Raw genomic sequence first — 16,147 nt, forward strand, 5'->3', positions numbered from 1 at the left:
TTCTGCAACGCGTTCACCTACTAAAGCTCCTTCACCATCCGCACCACCTCAATCTCCAGCCCACTCCCCACCGGCACTGCAGTCCTACCCACTGCCTCATAGCCCTTTAGGGCATACAACGCCACGCCCGTCAACGTGCTTCCCATCTCCAGCCGCCGAAAGCCCTCCTTCGCCGCAGCCTCTTCCGCTGCTTCCAGAATCAGGCTCCCCAGCCCTCTGCGAGCAAACTTCGGATGCACAAAGATCGCCCGTATCTTCGCCGCGTCCGCAACGCCACAATCGACGGCACATCTGATTCCGTCGCTGCCCGCAGTACGAAGCTCATACCGACAGTCTATGCATCCGATCTCCAACCCTGCAAAGCGCACCGCCTTCTTGCCCGCGAAGCCGAGCCAGATTAGACTTCCCCCCATGCGACGCACTCTGCCACTTCTCCTCGCTCTGCTCCTCGCCCTTCCCTCCGCTGCCAACGCGCAGGATTGGGCGAAGACCCGCCTTGACGCCTCTTCTCGCCACCGCGAGTACGTCACTCTCAAGCACGGCGGCCGCTCCCTCCAGGCTTTCGTCGTCTACCCTGAGGTAAGCCGCAAGGTACCCACCGTCATCCTCATCCACGAAATCTTCGGTCTTAGTGATTGGGCTAAAGAGATGGCCGACGAACTCGCCGCTGCCGGCTACATCGTCGTCGCTCCTGATCTTCTCTCTGGCTTCGGCCCCAACGGCGGCAACTCCGACTCCTTCACCAACATGGACGCCACCACCCAGGCCGTCTCCGGCCTCGACCCGGCAACCGTCCTCGCTGACCTCGACGCCGCCGCCGACTATGCGAAAAAGATTCCCGCCGCCAATGGCAAGCTCGCCGTCGCGGGCTTCTGCTGGGGAGGCGGAAAGTCCTTCGCCTTCGCCACGCATCGCCACGACCTCTCTGCAGCCTTCGTCTTCTACGGGCCGCCCCCGTCTGATGTCTCCACCATCACCGCTCCCGTCTACGGCTTCTACGCCGGCAACGACGCCCGCATTGGAGCCACCGTCCCTGGAACCGTCACTGCCATGAAGGCCGCCCACAAGACCTACGAACCAATCACCTATGGCGACGCCGGCCACGGCTTCATGCGCGCCGGCGAAGACCCCTCGAACACCAACCCCGCCAACAAAAAGGCCCGCGACGAAGGCCTCGCCCGTCTCACTCGTCTGCTCGGTCAGATTCCCCCAGTTCCCTAAGCCCTGAGCGATAATGGAGAGGTGGCAATGACACAAGGCACCTCTCTTCAGGACCAGCTCGATCAGATCACCCAGAATACCCGCAAGCTCGTCCAGGCCGAGCGCCTCGCCGTCTCCGAGCAGGCAACCGCCGAACTCTTTGCCTCCGGAATCGAAGACCGTGTCCTGAAGTCCGGAGCTACTGCTCCCTCTTTTTCTCTACCAGACGCCAGCGGCAAGGTCGTCCACTCCTCTGACCTGCTCGCTCTCGGCCCTCTCGTCGTCAGCTTCTTCCGCGGCCGCTGGTGTCCCTACTGCGTCACCGAACTCGAAGCCTGGCGAGATCTCTACCCCGAGCTTCGCAGCCGCAACGTACTCTTCGTCGCCATCTCGCCGCAGACTCCACGCCAGAATGCCTTCACCGTCGAGCAGCACGCGCTGCCCTTCCCCCTGCTCGCCGACTCCGGGTGTGAACTCGCCGCGCGATTCGGACTCGCCTACAGCGTCGCTCCTCCGCAGCGCCGCTATTACCAGTCCATCCTCATCAACATTCCCTTCAACAACGCCGGCCTCAGCTATCACACCGCCACCGAAGCAAGCTGGCGCCTCCCTCTCCCCGGAGTCTTCGTCATTCGCCCGGACTCCACCCTCGCCTTCGCCCAGGCCAACGCCGACTTCCGCGTGCGCCCTGAGCCTGCGGACGTACTCGCCGCCCTTGATCGCTAGGCTGCATCAACCAACGTCGGCACCCTCAGTGTCGGCTGAGCTCCGTTCATCTCTGCAGAAACCACAGTAGTCTGATGGCCTGCTTGATCGTTCGGAAACGTGAGACATCCCCGATCTCTACCCCCTATGAGAGAGAGTCCGGGTTGACTCCATGTGCGCACCGCGACTCATGATCCTCCAATTCCCTCGCTCATCCGCATAGCAAACTCCTCGTTCTCATGTAGGCCCGCATGAGTGCCGATCAATCTGCCAGGAAGCCAAGGAGACCGCTAAAGATCGCGTGACTCGCCATCCGCTTCCGGATCGGAGATGTCACGTGGATCTTTGCGATCATCAGCCTGGGTGTGTCCTGGTAGCACGATCCGGGGAAGCCCGGGCAGCAGCTTGCGGCCTAAGATCGCTCCTATTGGACTTGGGAGTTCTGATGGGCCTCGCTGCTCTCGCGGGATGTGGAGCTGGAATCAACCCATTTTCCCTCGCGGTCAGCCCCGGCAAGGTAGAGCTTCAGCAGGGTGGCAGTCAACAGCTCGTGGCCAGCAAAAGCGTGGCGTTTCATGGAGCCTTAGCGGCGGGAGCGATGCTGCGGGAGAGATTTCGCTGGGAAGCGTAAGTGCCACTGGTCTCTACACAGCACCCGCTGGACCTTTGGCAACGACATTAGTGAAGGTAATCGCGACCAGTATTGGCTATCCCAACGAGACTTCCAGCGCAACGGTCACGGTAGCGCCATGCATTGCTCAAGTGGCGCCAGCAAATGTGACGGTGGTGGCGGGAGCCACGCAGTTTTTTAAAGCGAGCACATGCGGCGGCGCAATTAGTCCGAACCGGCAATGGACAGTGAATGGGACGGTTGGCGGCAGTTTGATCTCTGGCACGATCTCGACGGATGGCATCTATACTGCGCCGAGGATCCCCCGGACCAAGAATGGCTCGTGCCCCAGTCACCGACGTGACCACGGTGGTGTCTGGCAGACCATTGACTCCCGACGGGCTCGTCGGTTGGGGTACAGCTTCGGTCACTCTAGAGGTTTGAGGGGTCTGCGCCAGGAGCGACATGGAACAGAATATCAAGAGCAGCAGATAGGAGATTGTTCTATACCGGTACATTGCCGTACTCCGTCTCCTGCTCATTGAACTGTTGATCAGACTTGGAGTTCGCATCAGCACGGAAGCCGCCTGCACTCATGTCCGTGACGACCGCGCCCCTCAGATTCGCACCAACGCCATTGAGAATCTCGATCACGGAGCTGATATTGTTGCGGCGACCTTGCCCCGCGCGCACAACCAGGACCACCGTATCGACCATTGTGGACAAGATGACCGAATCACTGAGGCCCGATCACCTGGGGCGCATCGACGATTACGTGGTCATACTCCTCGCTCCATTGCGCGACCAACTCGCGCATTCTCGGGGAATCGAAGAGGTCGGGTGGATTGAATCGCCCATCGCCGGCCGGAAGAACGTAAAGACCCGGCAACTGAGGCTGAGGAAGACAATATGAACGATGATCCTCTCCGGAGAGCGCGGCAGAGAGCCCTCCAGTACCAGGAGAGTTGAACGTGCGGCTGAGACTTCTTCGACGCAGGTCGGCATCTACAAGAAGCACACGTCGATTCATCTGAGCGAAGACAACTGCGAGATTGGCGCTGGCGGCCGTCTTCCCTTCCCGGGATAAGGGACTGGTGATCAGGACCACCTTCGGCGAGACTCCAGAACCTGCATGGATCAGTGCGGTTCGAAGAGACCTGTAAGCGTCTGCGGTTGGACTTTCCGGCCGATCCAGCGCTTCAAGTCCCTTCAGCTTGTTCGTGTCACCAGGAGACGAGGACTTGCCGAACACTCTCTTGTCCGTCAGACGGGGGATGATCCCGGCGCCGGCCAACGGACAGAGTTCCGCCACAACGTTCATCGTCGCGATCCTGGTATCGGAACCCTCCAACAAGCCACACAGCGCCAACCCGAACAGGGAACTTATTACGATTCCCCCGAGAAGGTTAAGAGCCGCGTGAGGCTCAGCCTTCTGAACAGGAACGGCAGCTGGATCGATGACTGTCACATCAGGTCCGTTGATGCCGGCAAAAATTCCGCCTGTCATCAGCCTTTTCACCACTTGCTTGTACAACTCATTGCTGGCTTCTACATCTCTGCTTAGCAGAGCCGCCTGCACGCCCGCCTCGTTGGACGCGTACAGGAGTTGCTTCTGGTGTTAGACTTCGGTCCGCAGAAGTTGCTCGTTCTTCACTCCGGCTTCATACAAGTTCTTGAGTTTGGCGACGGTGTGCTCCAGCTCAAATTTTGTCGCCTCTTGCGCCTTAGCCAGTTGCTCCCTCGCCTGAATGACTTTGGGATAAGCATCGCCAAACTTGGCTTCGAGTTGCGCGTACTGGTTTTGGAGTGCGACTTCTTCCGAGTGAAGCACCTGGAGTGTGCTCCCCTGCGCGCCGTCAACCAGAGCCTCTGGGTCACCTTTTAGCGCGGTGCGATAGAGGGCCTCCTGCACGATGCGCTCGCTCTGTGCGGCGACCAGCTGCTGGTTGAGCCCGTACAGTTGTGTAAGGAGAAGATTGGCTCCCCCATCCATGCCGGTGGCGCCGGTTCGCGCCTGATATTTCAGCAGTTTATCTTGCGCAGCCTCAGCATCTTTTTCACCGCATCAAGTTGGCCAGCAAGCCATCCCGAACTCTTCATGGCCGATTGGTACTTCGATTGAAAGTTGCGTTCGACGTAAAGTGCCGCCATGGTATTAACAACCTGTGTCGCGAGTTCTCGAGACCTGCAGCGGAAACGGATTTCGATGATCTCGGTGCGAGGAACAGCCTGTACGTGCAGGCGCTTACGAAACTCATCCAGCAGCATCTGCCGGCACTCCGTACTGATCTCATCGATCGACTGGTTCGTCGTCGACTTGCAGACCGGGGAGCCGATGACAAAGGGCTGCGGTACCGTCTCCTGCCGTTGATCGAGTCTCAGAGTCTTGATTACTTCCCACGCGAGCGAGTCGGTCTGCAGAATGCTGACCTGTGTCTGCAGCATGGTGGCGTCGGCGACCCCGGCGGCCTCAGCCAGGGCCTCAACACCCGCACCTTGAGACGATTCGATGTCAACCGTGAGCCGCCCAACGGCCTCGTACCTCGTCGGCAGGGATACGGAGACGATGAGGGCACCGAGAATTCCTAAAGCTACACAGATAAAGAATGGTACTCTGCGGCGGGCCAAGATCTGCCAGAGTTCAGAGATCGTGATCTCATCTTTCGATCGGATTGCAGTTGCAGATCCGGGGTTAGGACCTCTACGACGTGGGGTCGTCCCATTCTCCTTGTTATTCCTGGACTGAAAATTCACACCCACTCCAAGCTGCTGGCCTGGTTCGTCCTCGAGACCGCGTCCGTATCCGCTGAATTGTCCCCGAGGAGATCAAGATCATCGGCACTTACGCGAACCGAAATGCTCTGGTTAATTGACTTAACGGTGAGCACCACGCGCACGCCGCCATCGACCCGTGAAACAATGCCCTTCCACCCGGCCAAAGCGCCGGTGCGAATTCGCGCAAGCTGACCTATCTTGACGTAGGGATGGGGTTCCACATGGCCTGGAATCAAACCGACCCGCAGCGCTTCTATCTCAGCGTCGGGAAGAGGCAGGGCTCCAAGTTTATTACCTACGATCGAGTACACCATCGGCACGTCAAGAACCCTGAAGCTCTCCGTTCGCGCAAACCGCGCGAAGACATATCCTGCGAAAAGCGGAAGCTCCACCTTCGCAGTTCTCCGATTTTTCCATCTCTTCGTGACCGTGTACAAGGGAAGGAATGTCTCGATCTCTTTCATCTGCAAATGCTTTTCTACTTTCTTCTCGTTATTTGAAGCAGTAAATAATGCGAACCAATGCTTTGACAATCCTTGCAGGTCTTCCATGGCTAGCTACACTTTCTGGCCTCTGCTGCCATGAGCAGCAGGATGCGATGCTTCACTTCCAGGTGAAGATATCCTCCCCCCCTGCAATACAAGGCTCAAACAAGAGACGATAACTGATTAGCTATTTGCCATCAAAAACTAGCATCCATGCGAACAGATAATGAACGACCGATTGCGAAAATCCGATTCCGACTAACCGAAGTGGTGAGACTAGAGCTTCGCCATCCCCACTTAGCAGTGAGTCTTTGTCTTGCATTCGAGCAGCATGCCATACCCACCTCGACCAGAAGGGCAGATTTCGATCCGGCATCCTGCAAGTAAGATCGATGTAGTGTGCAGAATTATCTAACGTCGATCACATGTGTAATACAAGCCGAAATGTTCGTTGACTTATTAATTGATTGAGCATTAACTCGTCGACCGGATCGGATGAAGCTTCGCCATCCCCCTTAGCAGTGAGTCTTTGTCTTATATTCGAAGCGGGCGGATTTTGACCCCGATCCCTGCACGGAAGGTCGATGTGGTGCAGAATTATCTAACGTCAAGCACGTATGTAATACAACCCGAAATGTTCGGTTGACTCATGAATTGATTGGGCGTTAACACGTCGACCGGATCGGATGAAGCTTCGCCATCCTCACTTAGCAGTGAGCCTTTGTCTTACATTGAAGCAGGTGGATTTTGCTCCGGAACCCTGCAAGGGGATCGATGTGGTGTGCAGAATTATCTAACGTCGCGCACGTATGTAATACAACCAGAAATGTTCGTTTGACTTATGAATTGTTTCGGCGTTAACACGTCGACCGCTGGGACGAAGCTTCGCCATCCCCGCTCAGCAGCATTTCCACCTCTGTCCATAGTCATGCCTTCGGGACCATTGAATCCAGTGCTAGCTTCCTGATGGTGGGCGAAGTATAGGGATGATGCCTTTCACCGCCAGGGCAAAGCGCGACCTTCGCCTTCATCGTTACGCCGGTCTTCGGCTTCAACTCGAGGTGACCTTCTCGCGTGGAACGCTTTCCTCAGAAACAACTTGCAGCATTGCACCGGTAAGCGTGACACCCGGCTCAGGTCTCACTACCGCCACTGCAGCGCGACAGGTGTCCAGCAACGTAGTGCAGTCCGGACTCTCCAGTGAGGGGCACTTGGCCGTATACTTTCTGATTTCCTATATGTCACCCAGAGAGCTTGCTTGTATGCCCTATCCACGTGCGATTCCGTAGAGGGTTGGGTTTTCGAGCGCTACCCGTACTAACTGGCTTCTGCTGCGAACTCCCGTTTTATTGAAGAGCTGCTGAAGGATCGCCTTTACGTACGGTTCCGAGATATCTAATTTTGCCGCAATCTCCTTGTTGCTCAATCCTTCAAAGACCCCCTGCAAGACCTCTCTTTGGCGATCATTGAGTGTTCTGCTGGAGTCCTTCTGTAGGGAGGTGCTGGTTATGTTTGCAACCATACTTCCCATGAGGCGAGGGTCCAACCACGCTTCCCCGTTCATCACCCTATGGATAGCGGTCACCAGGTCTTCAGGCGGGCTGTGCTTCAAAAAAATTCCGGAGATCCCCAGCTCGAAGACACGGACGATATCCGGCTGATTCAGCCCGGCAGTTACGAGCAAAATGTGGACCTTTAAGTTTCGTGAGTGGACCTGGGCTAAAAAGTCGAGCGCGGTCTTCTCTCCCAGATCAAAGTCCAAAAGAATCATGTCGACCTGCATACGCGAAAGTTGATTGAGAACATCAGAAGTCGAAGAAACATCGCCAGCGATCTCGAAAGCATCCACCGCTTCGAGCAGGCGCCGCAGGCTTTCACGAAACAGAGTGTGGTCGTCGATTAGCAGAATCCTGATTGTGCGGTTAGCTTTCATCTGTCCCCTCGTTGCTGGCTGCAAGCTCAACGACAAACATCGCGCCGTCGGCGGTAGATTCGTAACGCAGGTCGCCGCCGAATGAGCGTAACAGCGCTCTCGATAGATACAGACCAAGGCCAACGCGGTCGGATTGTGTCTGAAAGGGACGGAAGAGAAGCTCAGGAACCTTGACGCCAGGTCCGTTGTCGGCGACCGCAATAAAGACAGTCGAATCCTGAGCCCAGGACTTCATCGAAATTTTGCGCAGCGCCTGGTCTTCCAGTGCGGCTTCGCTATTTCTTGTGAGATTGAGAAAGACTTGCATGAGGCTCTGGCGATCGGCCCACACCGTCGGCAGATCGGCTTGTATCTCCCAGCTAACCTCTATCTCCCGTTCTCGCAGAGGAGATCCGACGATGATTCGAAGCTCCTCCATAAAAGATTGCAGATTGAGCCTGACTGGCCGCTCAGCAGCCTGCCTCAGATCCAAGGCCGCGACTCTTTCCAAAGCAGTGACCAGGGTTCCTAAAGCCTCGAAGTCTTTGTTCTCCTTGAGAGAGTCATTCCTGGCGAGGTTTTGATGCACGACTGCGATTGCACCGCAGACATTGCGGACTTCGTGCGATACCGCACCTGCAATAATTCGAGAGCCAGAAAGAAGCTGATGCAGGTTCGCCTCTTCGCGATCGCGAAGGTCTTGTGAAGCATCAACAACCATGGCCGCAAGGCGAGCTCCGGCGCTGGTGAGATAGGTGGAAAACCAGACCTCGGCGAGAAAGGATTCTCCGTCATTCCTCTGTCCGCGGCACTGCATGACGGTTCGGAAAGACGGTTGTCCTCCGCGGAAGGCCGGGACCTTGGTGAGAATCGGCAGATACGCGCCAAGAGACTTTCCTTCAAGGGTTCCTGATTGCATAGCGAACATTCTTTCAGCGGCATCGTTCGCCAAGAGAATCAGCCCAGCAGCATCAATTGTGAGAATCGCGATGGGGCTGCTCGCGACGAGAACGAGCAGTTGCTCCTCGGCATCGCGCCGCGCGCTAACTTCGCGTTCCAGAGCTTCGAGATGAAGTGCCGTCCTCTTTCTGTTTGCGAAGACTTCCTGGACAAACAACCCAGAGCCGCTGAAGGCGGCGAAATACAAGGCGTCTCTAGGGATACTAGTCAGGCCTGTCCATGCGAAGCTATCGAAGGTTTCCGCCAGCACCGTGCACAGTGCGCCCAGAAGGACTACCTGAAAACGCGTCAATACAACAGCGCCTAAGGCAACAGGTAGCAAATACAACATTCCGAGAGGAATATTTGCACTAATGCGCCAATCAACAAACGCGATGGCCGCCACGAGAAGTAGAACTCGCGCCAATGCGGTTGTGCGGCTGCCACTGGTAAAGGAAAGAGCCATTGGCGATTCGTGACCTGTCTCTCTTCAGCCTACGACAAATCAATGACCGGCAGATATACTATCGAAAGATAGTGCGTTGGGTGGCCGAACGATAGCCGGTCTTTGCACATTCTTTGCGACTTCCGAACTAAGATTAAGTTCAGACAACAGTGTGAGATGTAGCCGGAGGCATTTGTATAGAACTGCCGCCGTTTCGCGTAGACCTCGTGGATGAGAGACGGCTGGATTGTCCGCTTCGCTGTCTCGGCTGCCTCTTCAAGACCGAGGCATTTGCATGCAGAATGGCATCATCCGAGTAATCATCCTGTCCGTAGTGTGCGCAGCTTCGCTTGCTGGGTGCAAAAAAGGGGCAAAGAACGAAGAGGCCGAAGCTCCTCCGAAGGCAGTCGTTGAAGACTCAGGCGATCCGCAGCAGTTTCGCGTTGACAATGCAGGTCAGATTGCTCTTGTGACTGCGGGCGAGCACGCTTCAACTTCAGCATTGAACGTGACCGGCACCGTTGCGGCGGACATCTCCAGAACAATTCCGGTGGTCTCGCTAGCGAATGGTCGGGTAGTCGGTGTGCATGCCCGGCTTGGCGATTATGTTCGCAAGGGGCAATTGCTGCTTGAAGTACAGAGCACGGACATCTCAGGCGCGTTTGATCAATATCTCAAGGCATCAAACGACGAGCGGCTGGCTAACACCCAGCTCGAGCGAGCCAAGCTTCTCTACGACAGAGGAGCACTTTCCAAGTCTCAGCTTGATATCGTTGAGAACAGCGAGCTCGACGCCAAAACGGATCTCGTTGCCGCAGAACAGCAGTTGCGTGTTCTCGGCGTCGATAAGACAAATCCCTCCGCTGCTGTAAAGATCTACTCTCCGGCGACGGGCGTCATTATTTCGCAGAACGTAACGGATGCAAGTGCGGCTGGAGTCAGCCTTTCAGGTTCCTCGACTGCGTTTACCATCGCTGATCTGTCTCATGTCTGGGTTATCTGCGACGTCTACGAGAACGATCTTGCAACTCTCCGGCTGGGTCAATCAGCTGAAATCCACCTCAATGCATATCCTGGCCGCACACTCAAGGGAACTGTCTCGGATATCGGCGCTGTTCTTGACCCTAGCATACGCACCGCAAAAGTAAGGATTCAAGTTGAGAACCCCAGCATGCTGATGCGAATCGGCATGTTCGCGTCCGTCGTGCTCTATGGGCAGCGTCCGGAGATGCATGCGTCTCTACCGGCCACCGCCATACTTCACCTGCAGGATCGCGATTGGGTATTTGCTCCGGCGGGCGACAACCAGTTCCGTCGTATTCAAGTCCGGACAGGAATGACGTTGCCAAACGGGCAACAGGAGATCCTGGCGGGTTTGCAGCCCGGCCAACAGGTTGTCGCACAGGCACTATCGGTGCAGAATTCGGTGGCTCAGCGATGATTGCTGGCCTGGTTGATTTTGCGCTTAACAATCGATGGCTGGTGCTTGGAGCAGCTATATTGCTCTTTGGCTGGGGTATTATTTCTTTTCACAACCTTCCGGTTGAAGCGTATCCGGACGTTGCCAATAACTATGTCCAGGTGATTACGCAGTGGCCAGGCCGAGCCGCTGAAGAAGTTGAGCAACAGGTCACTGTTCCGATTGAGATCCAGATGGCGGGTATCCCTCACCTTGTTCATCTGCGCTCGACTACTCTCGCTGGCCTGTCGAGCCTCACGTTGATCTTCGATGATGATTCGATCAACGATTGGAATCGAGAAAAAGTTCTTGAGCGTCTTTCACAGGTCACACTCCCCGCCGGGCTACAGCCGCAGATTGGAACTGACTTTAGCCCGGTGGGGCAAATCATGTTCTTCCGGCTGACTAGCACCAACCCGGTTTACGGGAATACGGAACTTAAATCGTTGGAAGATTGGACGATTGAGAAGCAATTTAAGTCCGTTCCTGGTGTAGTCGACGTTTCAAGCTTCGGGGGTATGACGAAAAATTATCAGGTCAATGTCGATCCAGAGAAGCTGGTCTCTTATGGGTTAAGCATTGGACAGATAGAACAAGCGCTTGCAAATAACAATATCAATGCGGGCGGCAGCTTCATTGAGCAGGGCCAGCAGCAGATCAATGTCCGCGAAGTAGGCCTAGTCAGAAATCTTTACGACATTGAGAACATCGTCATCCGTGCGCAGAATGGCACGCCCATTCGCATTCGAGATGTCGCAACTGTGGTTCAGGGGCACCAGATCCGTCTCGGTCAGATGGGTTATGCCCTGCATCGCTCCGACGGCAAGATCATCGACGATACCGACACGGTCGATGGCATTGTTTTGCTACAAAAGGGTGCGGATGAAGATCCAACTCTCGAAGCCGTTCACGAAAAGATCAAGGAACTGAATGATCGGATTCTGCCGAAGGGAGTCAGGGTTGCTCCTTATCTCGACCGTAGCGATCTGGTTCACTACACGACACACACGGTCCTCCATAACCTGTCGGAAGGGATCATCCTTGTCGTAATCGTGCTGTTCTTCTTTCTTGGCAATGTGCGAGGCGCGCTGATCGTCTCGCTGACGATCCCTTTCGCACTTTTGTTTGCCTCGATCTGCCTCGATCTACGGCATATTCCCGCAAATCTGCTCTCCCTAGGCGCTCTTGATTTTGGCATGGTCGTCGACGGCGCAGTCGTCATCGTGGAAAATATCGTGCGCCATCTTAATCGTCCTAATCCAACGGGGCGCACGACGCTGGAGCGAATTCGCGAAGCCACGCACGAAGTTCAAAGGCCCGTCTTCTACGCAATTGGAATCATCATCGCTGCGTACCTGCCCATCTTTACCTTGCAGGCCGTCGAGGGCCGGCTCTTCAAGCCGATGGCCTGGACCGTTGCCTTTGCCCTGCTGGGAGCGCTGCTGTTCTCGATGCTGCTTGCTCCTGTGCTTTCCAGCTTCTTCTTTCGCAAAGGGGCAACAGAGTGGCACAACCCCTTTATGGGCTGGCTTACCAAACATTATCGTGTCGCCGCAGGCTGGGCGATCTCACATCGGTTTGCAACATTCAGCTTTGCCGTCGGAGTTCTTGCCCTCTCAGCCTTCCTTCTTTTCAGCGGAGTGCTCGGTTCTGAGTTCCTCCCGCATCTGGATGAAGGCGCGATCTGGGTGCGCGGCACGCTTGCTCCCAGTGAAGGGCCGACGGACGGAGTCGCCACCATGAATAAGGCCCGCGTCATCCTCGCGTCCTTTCCGGAGGTGACCCAGGTTGCAAGCCAGGTAGGCCGGCCTGACGACGGCACAGACACGACTGGATTCTTCAACACAGAGTACTTCGTTGACTTGAAGCCGAAGGAGGAGTGGCGTCCGGTCTTCCACAAGGACAAGGATGAGCTCACGGCGGCGATGAATCGCGAGTTGGAAAAGATGCCCGGGGTCATCTGGAACTTCTCCCAGCCCATCTCCGACAACGTTGAAGAGGCGGTGAGCGGAGTCAAAGGAGAGCTAGCTGTCAAAGTATACGGCGACGACCTTAAGACACTCGAAGCACTCGGGGACCAGATCGTCGGCATCATGGGTACGGTGAAGGGAGTCCAGGACCTAGGACTGTTCCGCGTGATTGGACAACCTAATCTTAACTTCACGGTCGACCGCCAGGCCGCGGCACGCTGGGGCATCAATGTCTCCGATGTGCAGGACGCGATTCAGACTGCGGTCGGCGGCAATGCTGTAAGTCAGGTGTTGCAGGGAGAAGCTCACTACGACCTGACCGCAAGGTATCAGGAGCCATATCGCGGAACCACGGAGGCGATTGACAATATCCGCCTACTTTCTCCCTCGGGTGAGCGCGTCTCGCTTGGACAACTGACAAAGGTAGCCACTCGGGATGGCGCTGCCGAAATCTATCGCGAAGGCGGACAACGATATGTTGCAATCAAATACAGTGTGCGTGGCCGAGACCTTGGCAGCACGGTGGAAGAAGCCATTGCCAAGGTCAATAAGGCAGTCAAGCTGCCTTCGGGATATCACCTCGACTGGGCTGGTGAATACGCAAGTCAACAACGCTCGCAGAAGCGGCTGATGATCGTACTGCCGCTCACGCTCATTATTATCTTCGTGATCCTCTACACCATGTTCCGCTCTGGAAAGTGGGCTTGCCTCATCCTGGTCAATGTCGCGATGGCGCCTATTGGCGGACTGCTGGCCATGCTCTTCAGTCATACTCACTTCAGCGTTTCCTCGGGCGTTGGATTCCTTGCACTCTTCGGCGTCTCCGTTCAGACCGGTGTCATCATGCTTGAGTACATCAACCAGCTTCGAGTGCAGGGAAACGCTATCGAAAACGCCGCGGTAGAAGGCGCCGTGCTGCGGTTGAGGCCCATCATGATGACGATGCTGGTGGCAACACTGGGATTGTTGCCGGCGGCAACCTCACACGGTATCGGGTCCGATTCGCAACGTCCTTTCGCAATCGTCATTGTAGGCGGACTTATAGGAGCTCTCGCTATCAACGTATTTCTGCTGCCTACGCTTTATGTGTGGATTGCGCGGCCCGACGACGTTCTTCCTCAACCAGATCTCGAGTTCGCGAATTGACGTACAACGAAAGCCTGTTCGATCGATCGATTGGAAAATGACGATGTCGCCGACGACAACCGCCGAATACAAACGCACACTCGACATCGCCTGCAAGCGAGTGAAGGCGCGCGAGTTCGTGGGAGGATTCTTGCAACTATGACAACACACGCGCATTATCGCTTGCCCGGGCAAAGATGGTGGTTCACTCTGCTGCTACTGTGCTGCGCGAACCACTATGGACAAGCACAGCAGCCGCTGACCTGGGATCAGGTGAAGGCCCGGTTCGAAGCCGCGAATCCGGCGTTGAAGGCGGATGCGCTCGGGGTCGACGAACTCAAAGCTCAGGAGATTACCGCCTATCTTCGTCCCAACCCGCAGTTCAACCTTGCCGTGGATGGAACTCAGTTCCCCCCACACAAAGGACCTTACACGCCTGTCGTTAGCACTCAGGAGCAAAGCACTTTCAGCTATCTCCACGAACGCCAGCACAAGCGGGAGCTTCGTTTGGAGAGCGCGGTGGAAGGGACGCGCATAGGTCGGTCGCTGCATGAAGACCTGGACCGGACCATGATCTTCACGCTGCGTAGCGCCTTTGTGCAGACGCTTCAGGCCAAGGCTGTGCTGGATTTGGCAAAGGCCAACTTGGACTACTACGACAAGATCATCGATATCAGCAGAAACCGTCTGAGTGCCGGCGATATTGCGCAGGTTGACTTCGATCGAATCGAGCTGTTGCGGGTGCAGTACGAGTCGGAGATACAGACAGCCATTGTCAATCTGCGCACAGCAAAGATTCAACTGCTGCAACTGCTCAACGACCGCACCCCCATGGATCAGTTCAACGTGGATGGTCCGTTTGATTTCGCCGATGCGCTCAGGCCATTGGATGATTACCGCCAGCTCGCCCTCGCCTCACGTCCCGACCTTCAGGCGGCGATTCAGACGATCGAGCAATCGAAAACAAATCATAAGCTGGCGATGGCCAACGGTTCGACCGACCCCACCTACAGCGTATGGTGGACGCACAATCCGTCGTTTAACAACATAGGTTACGGCGACAATACCCTCGGCCTCAGCTTCGCCATACCGTTGCGGATCTTCGACCGCAATCAGGGTGAGAAGAAGCGGACACTGATCGACATCGACCGCAACAACCAGTTGACGGAAGCCGCGCGGGCGCAGGTCTTCAGCGATGTCGACTCTTCCTACGAGCAAGTAAGCAGCAACATCGCATTGCTCAAGCCATACAAACAGAAGTATCTCGATCAGGCAACACGAGTCCGGGATACGATTACCTTCTCCTATCAACATGGCGGAGCCTCGTTGATGGACTTTCTAAACGCTCAAAGCGACTATCGCGTCGTACAGCTGACCTATGCCCAGTTGATCGGCTCGTATCTGGTAGCTGCAGGCCAGCTAAATCTTGCTGTTGGACGCGAGGTGATCCAATAACCAGATCTTAATTTTGATACCCTCGGTCTCTCTGACCTGTACAACCTCCATTACTTGGACGAGTCGAAGCAGACTCAACATGGCTCAATTTGCTTACGAACACGAACACGGCGGAATTGCTCTTATCGATTACCTCGACGCGGTACGCGACTCACGAACGGTAGCAACAAACGCTCTGAATTCCTACGCTCGACGTGGCTGGCAATTCACCATCTGAGCTTCGCAACCGCCACTCAAGTCATCCCTAAGTAGATTCCCGAATTTCGGCTAGCTGCCCAATGCGGCATTTCTCGACTAATCAGGAACGATAAGTCGGCTTGTGGGAAGCCATCCACTGGGCAAAGTCCTCTGCTTTGGTTTCCCATCTGACACGGTAAGCTCTCTCCCCTGAAAGCCACTCCGAGTTGGAATCTTCCATTGGTTCACACCGCAGCGCCCTGCAAGAGCGAGGGTTGATCAAGCAGGCCCAGGGCTAGGCTCTCTAGACAGATGTTCAATGAGGTGCCCATGGCACTCTCATCTCCTTGAATCTACTCACTCGAAAACTGCCACCTCAGCTGTATCAAACGGTGTGGCAATTAAGCATTTCATATACTTTCAATGCCCGCACGCACGCCTCCACATTTTGGGTTTGTGTCGTAATGACGTGCGAACAGTCGGTGATGTCAATGCGGAGAGCGGCGCGTATTTACCTGCGAAGTAATTGTTGCGCTTGTTCGCTCACTGGTAAGTTGAATCATCGGACAGCGGTCCGTGAAATGGTTCAACTCACTACGGGAGATAACATGTACGAACATAAGATTCACACCAACGATTCAGCGCCCCAGAAGCCCAAGTCAGCGCTCCGAGGCCCGATGCAGCGTCTCGGCTTGGCGTTTCTCGCATGCACGCTCGTCATCGGTGCGACCGCCACGGCGAATGCCGCCCCGGCTCGAGACGAAGCAGCCGTTCGCGGGCTCGGAGATGCCTTTGCTAACGCTTTCCTTCAGAAGAATGCCGAACTCCGAGCGTCTATCTTCGCCGAAGATGGAACCTTCGTGACGCCGCAGGGTGACTTTCTGCAAGGG

The 16,147-nt window shown here is 55.8% G+C and carries 15 protein-coding genes; 7 read left to right on the plus strand and 8 right to left on the minus strand.

The genetic code is table 11. The annotated features are described in order from the left end of the window. Positions 1–20 precede the first annotated feature (20 nt). Positions 21–413 carry a GNAT family N-acetyltransferase gene (locus OHL16_RS19035; RefSeq protein WP_263368807.1) on the minus strand — a complete coding sequence of 131 codons (393 nt, stop codon included), beginning with the start codon at positions 411–413 and terminating at the stop codon, positions 21–23. On the opposite strand from OHL16_RS19035, the gene OHL16_RS19040 reads away from it, so the two are divergent. The 3 genes from OHL16_RS19040 to OHL16_RS19050 all read left to right on the plus strand — a co-directional run bounded on the left by OHL16_RS19040 (position 412) and on the right by OHL16_RS19050 (position 2,536). Beyond that, positions 412–1,221: a dienelactone hydrolase family protein gene (locus OHL16_RS19040; RefSeq protein ID WP_263368789.1), complete on the plus strand. Its 810-nt coding sequence runs from the start codon at positions 412–414 to the stop codon at positions 1,219–1,221. The two genes, OHL16_RS19035 and OHL16_RS19040, sit on opposite strands and share 2 nt — an antisense overlap. A 27-nt stretch (positions 1,222–1,248) precedes the next feature. Next, the gene (locus OHL16_RS19045; RefSeq protein ID WP_263368790.1) at positions 1,249–1,926 is read left to right on the plus strand and encodes a peroxiredoxin-like family protein; all 678 of its coding nucleotides are present in this window, start codon (positions 1,249–1,251) and stop codon (positions 1,924–1,926) included. Positions 1,927–2,350: 424 nt separating this feature from the next. Continuing rightward, positions 2,351–2,536, plus strand: a complete 186-nt coding sequence (locus OHL16_RS19050) for a hypothetical protein (protein WP_263368791.1) — start codon at positions 2,351–2,353, stop codon at positions 2,534–2,536. A 483-nt stretch (positions 2,537–3,019) separates the two neighbouring features. Here the strand turns inward: OHL16_RS19050 and OHL16_RS19055 are convergent, their stop codons facing one another. The 7 genes from OHL16_RS19055 to OHL16_RS19085 form a co-directional block, all read right to left on the minus strand. Beyond that, positions 3,020–3,241, minus strand: coding sequence for a P-loop NTPase family protein (locus OHL16_RS19055; RefSeq protein ID WP_263368792.1), 222 nt, complete (start codon positions 3,239–3,241; stop codon positions 3,020–3,022). Positions 3,242–3,251: 10 nt separating this feature from the next. Next, positions 3,252–4,094 (minus strand): tyrosine-protein kinase domain-containing protein, encoded by an 843-nt coding sequence (locus tag OHL16_RS19060; RefSeq protein WP_263368793.1) that lies wholly within the window; start codon positions 4,092–4,094, stop codon positions 3,252–3,254. Between the two features lie 39 nt (positions 4,095–4,133). Next, positions 4,134–4,508 carry a hypothetical protein gene (locus OHL16_RS19065; protein WP_263368794.1) on the minus strand — a complete coding sequence of 125 codons (375 nt, stop codon included), beginning with the start codon at positions 4,506–4,508 and terminating at the stop codon, positions 4,134–4,136. Between the two features lie 29 nt (positions 4,509–4,537). Next, on the minus strand, positions 4,538–5,275 hold the full coding sequence (locus OHL16_RS19070) for a Wzz/FepE/Etk N-terminal domain-containing protein (RefSeq protein WP_317891100.1): 738 nt from the start codon (positions 5,273–5,275) through the stop codon (positions 4,538–4,540). Further along, positions 5,266–5,841: a transcription termination/antitermination protein NusG gene (gene nusG, locus OHL16_RS19075; RefSeq protein WP_263368796.1), complete on the minus strand. Its 576-nt coding sequence runs from the start codon at positions 5,839–5,841 to the stop codon at positions 5,266–5,268. The genes OHL16_RS19070 and nusG overlap by 10 nt, the downstream gene beginning before the upstream one ends. 1,201 nt (positions 5,842–7,042) lie before the next feature. Beyond that, a complete protein-coding gene (locus tag OHL16_RS19080) occupies positions 7,043–7,708 on the minus strand; it encodes a response regulator (RefSeq protein ID WP_263368797.1) in 666 nt (221 codons plus the stop codon). After that, positions 7,698–9,092, minus strand: a complete 1,395-nt coding sequence (locus OHL16_RS19085) for an ATP-binding protein (RefSeq protein WP_263368798.1) — start codon at positions 9,090–9,092, stop codon at positions 7,698–7,700. The genes OHL16_RS19080 and OHL16_RS19085 overlap by 11 nt, the downstream gene beginning before the upstream one ends. Positions 9,093–9,540: 448 nt before the next feature. On the opposite strand from OHL16_RS19085, the gene OHL16_RS19090 reads away from it, so the two are divergent. The 4 genes from OHL16_RS19090 to OHL16_RS19105 all read left to right on the plus strand — a co-directional run. After that, a complete protein-coding gene (locus OHL16_RS19090; protein WP_263368799.1) occupies positions 9,541–10,512 on the plus strand; it encodes an efflux RND transporter periplasmic adaptor subunit in 972 nt (323 codons plus the stop codon). After that, positions 10,509–13,646 (plus strand): efflux RND transporter permease subunit, encoded by a 3,138-nt coding sequence (locus tag OHL16_RS19095; RefSeq protein WP_263368800.1) that lies wholly within the window; start codon positions 10,509–10,511, stop codon positions 13,644–13,646. Before OHL16_RS19090 ends, OHL16_RS19095 begins: the two co-directional genes overlap by 4 nt. Before the next feature lie 138 nt (positions 13,647–13,784). Then, entirely contained in the window at positions 13,785–15,080 is a 1,296-nt protein-coding gene (locus OHL16_RS19100; protein WP_263368801.1) for a TolC family protein, read from the plus strand. 785 nt (positions 15,081–15,865) lie between these two features. Continuing rightward, on the plus strand, positions 15,866–16,147 hold a 282-nt coding region (locus OHL16_RS19105; protein ID WP_263368802.1), incomplete at its 3' end, for a nuclear transport factor 2 family protein.

The sequence above is a fragment of the Edaphobacter bradus genome, from assembly GCF_025685645.1.
GTDB classification, from domain to species: Bacteria; Acidobacteriota; Terriglobia; order Terriglobales; family Acidobacteriaceae; genus Edaphobacter; species Edaphobacter bradus.

Excerpts from the sequence above, each read along its gene's own strand:
- OHL16_RS19045 (WP_263368790.1), top strand. The coding sequence starts at position 1,249 with ATGACACAAGGCACCTCTCTTCAGGACCAGCTCGATCAGATCACCCAG.
- OHL16_RS19100 (WP_263368801.1), top strand. The coding sequence starts at position 13,785 with ATGACAACACACGCGCATTATCGCTTGCCCGGGCAAAGATGGTGGTTC.
- OHL16_RS19065 (WP_263368794.1), bottom strand. The coding sequence starts at position 4,508 with ATGGATGGGGGAGCCAATCTTCTCCTTACACAACTGTACGGGCTCAAC.
- OHL16_RS19050 (WP_263368791.1), top strand. The coding sequence starts at position 2,351 with ATGGGCCTCGCTGCTCTCGCGGGATGTGGAGCTGGAATCAACCCATTT.
- OHL16_RS19080 (WP_263368797.1), bottom strand. The coding sequence starts at position 7,708 with ATGAAAGCTAACCGCACAATCAGGATTCTGCTAATCGACGACCACACT.
- nusG (WP_263368796.1), bottom strand. The coding sequence starts at position 5,841 with ATGGAAGACCTGCAAGGATTGTCAAAGCATTGGTTCGCATTATTTACT.
- OHL16_RS19040 (WP_263368789.1), top strand. The coding sequence starts at position 412 with ATGCGACGCACTCTGCCACTTCTCCTCGCTCTGCTCCTCGCCCTTCCC.
- OHL16_RS19035 (WP_263368807.1), bottom strand. The coding sequence starts at position 413 with ATGGGGGGAAGTCTAATCTGGCTCGGCTTCGCGGGCAAGAAGGCGGTG.
- OHL16_RS19085 (WP_263368798.1), bottom strand. The coding sequence starts at position 9,092 with ATGGCTCTTTCCTTTACCAGTGGCAGCCGCACAACCGCATTGGCGCGA.
- OHL16_RS19095 (WP_263368800.1), top strand. The coding sequence starts at position 10,509 with ATGATTGCTGGCCTGGTTGATTTTGCGCTTAACAATCGATGGCTGGTG.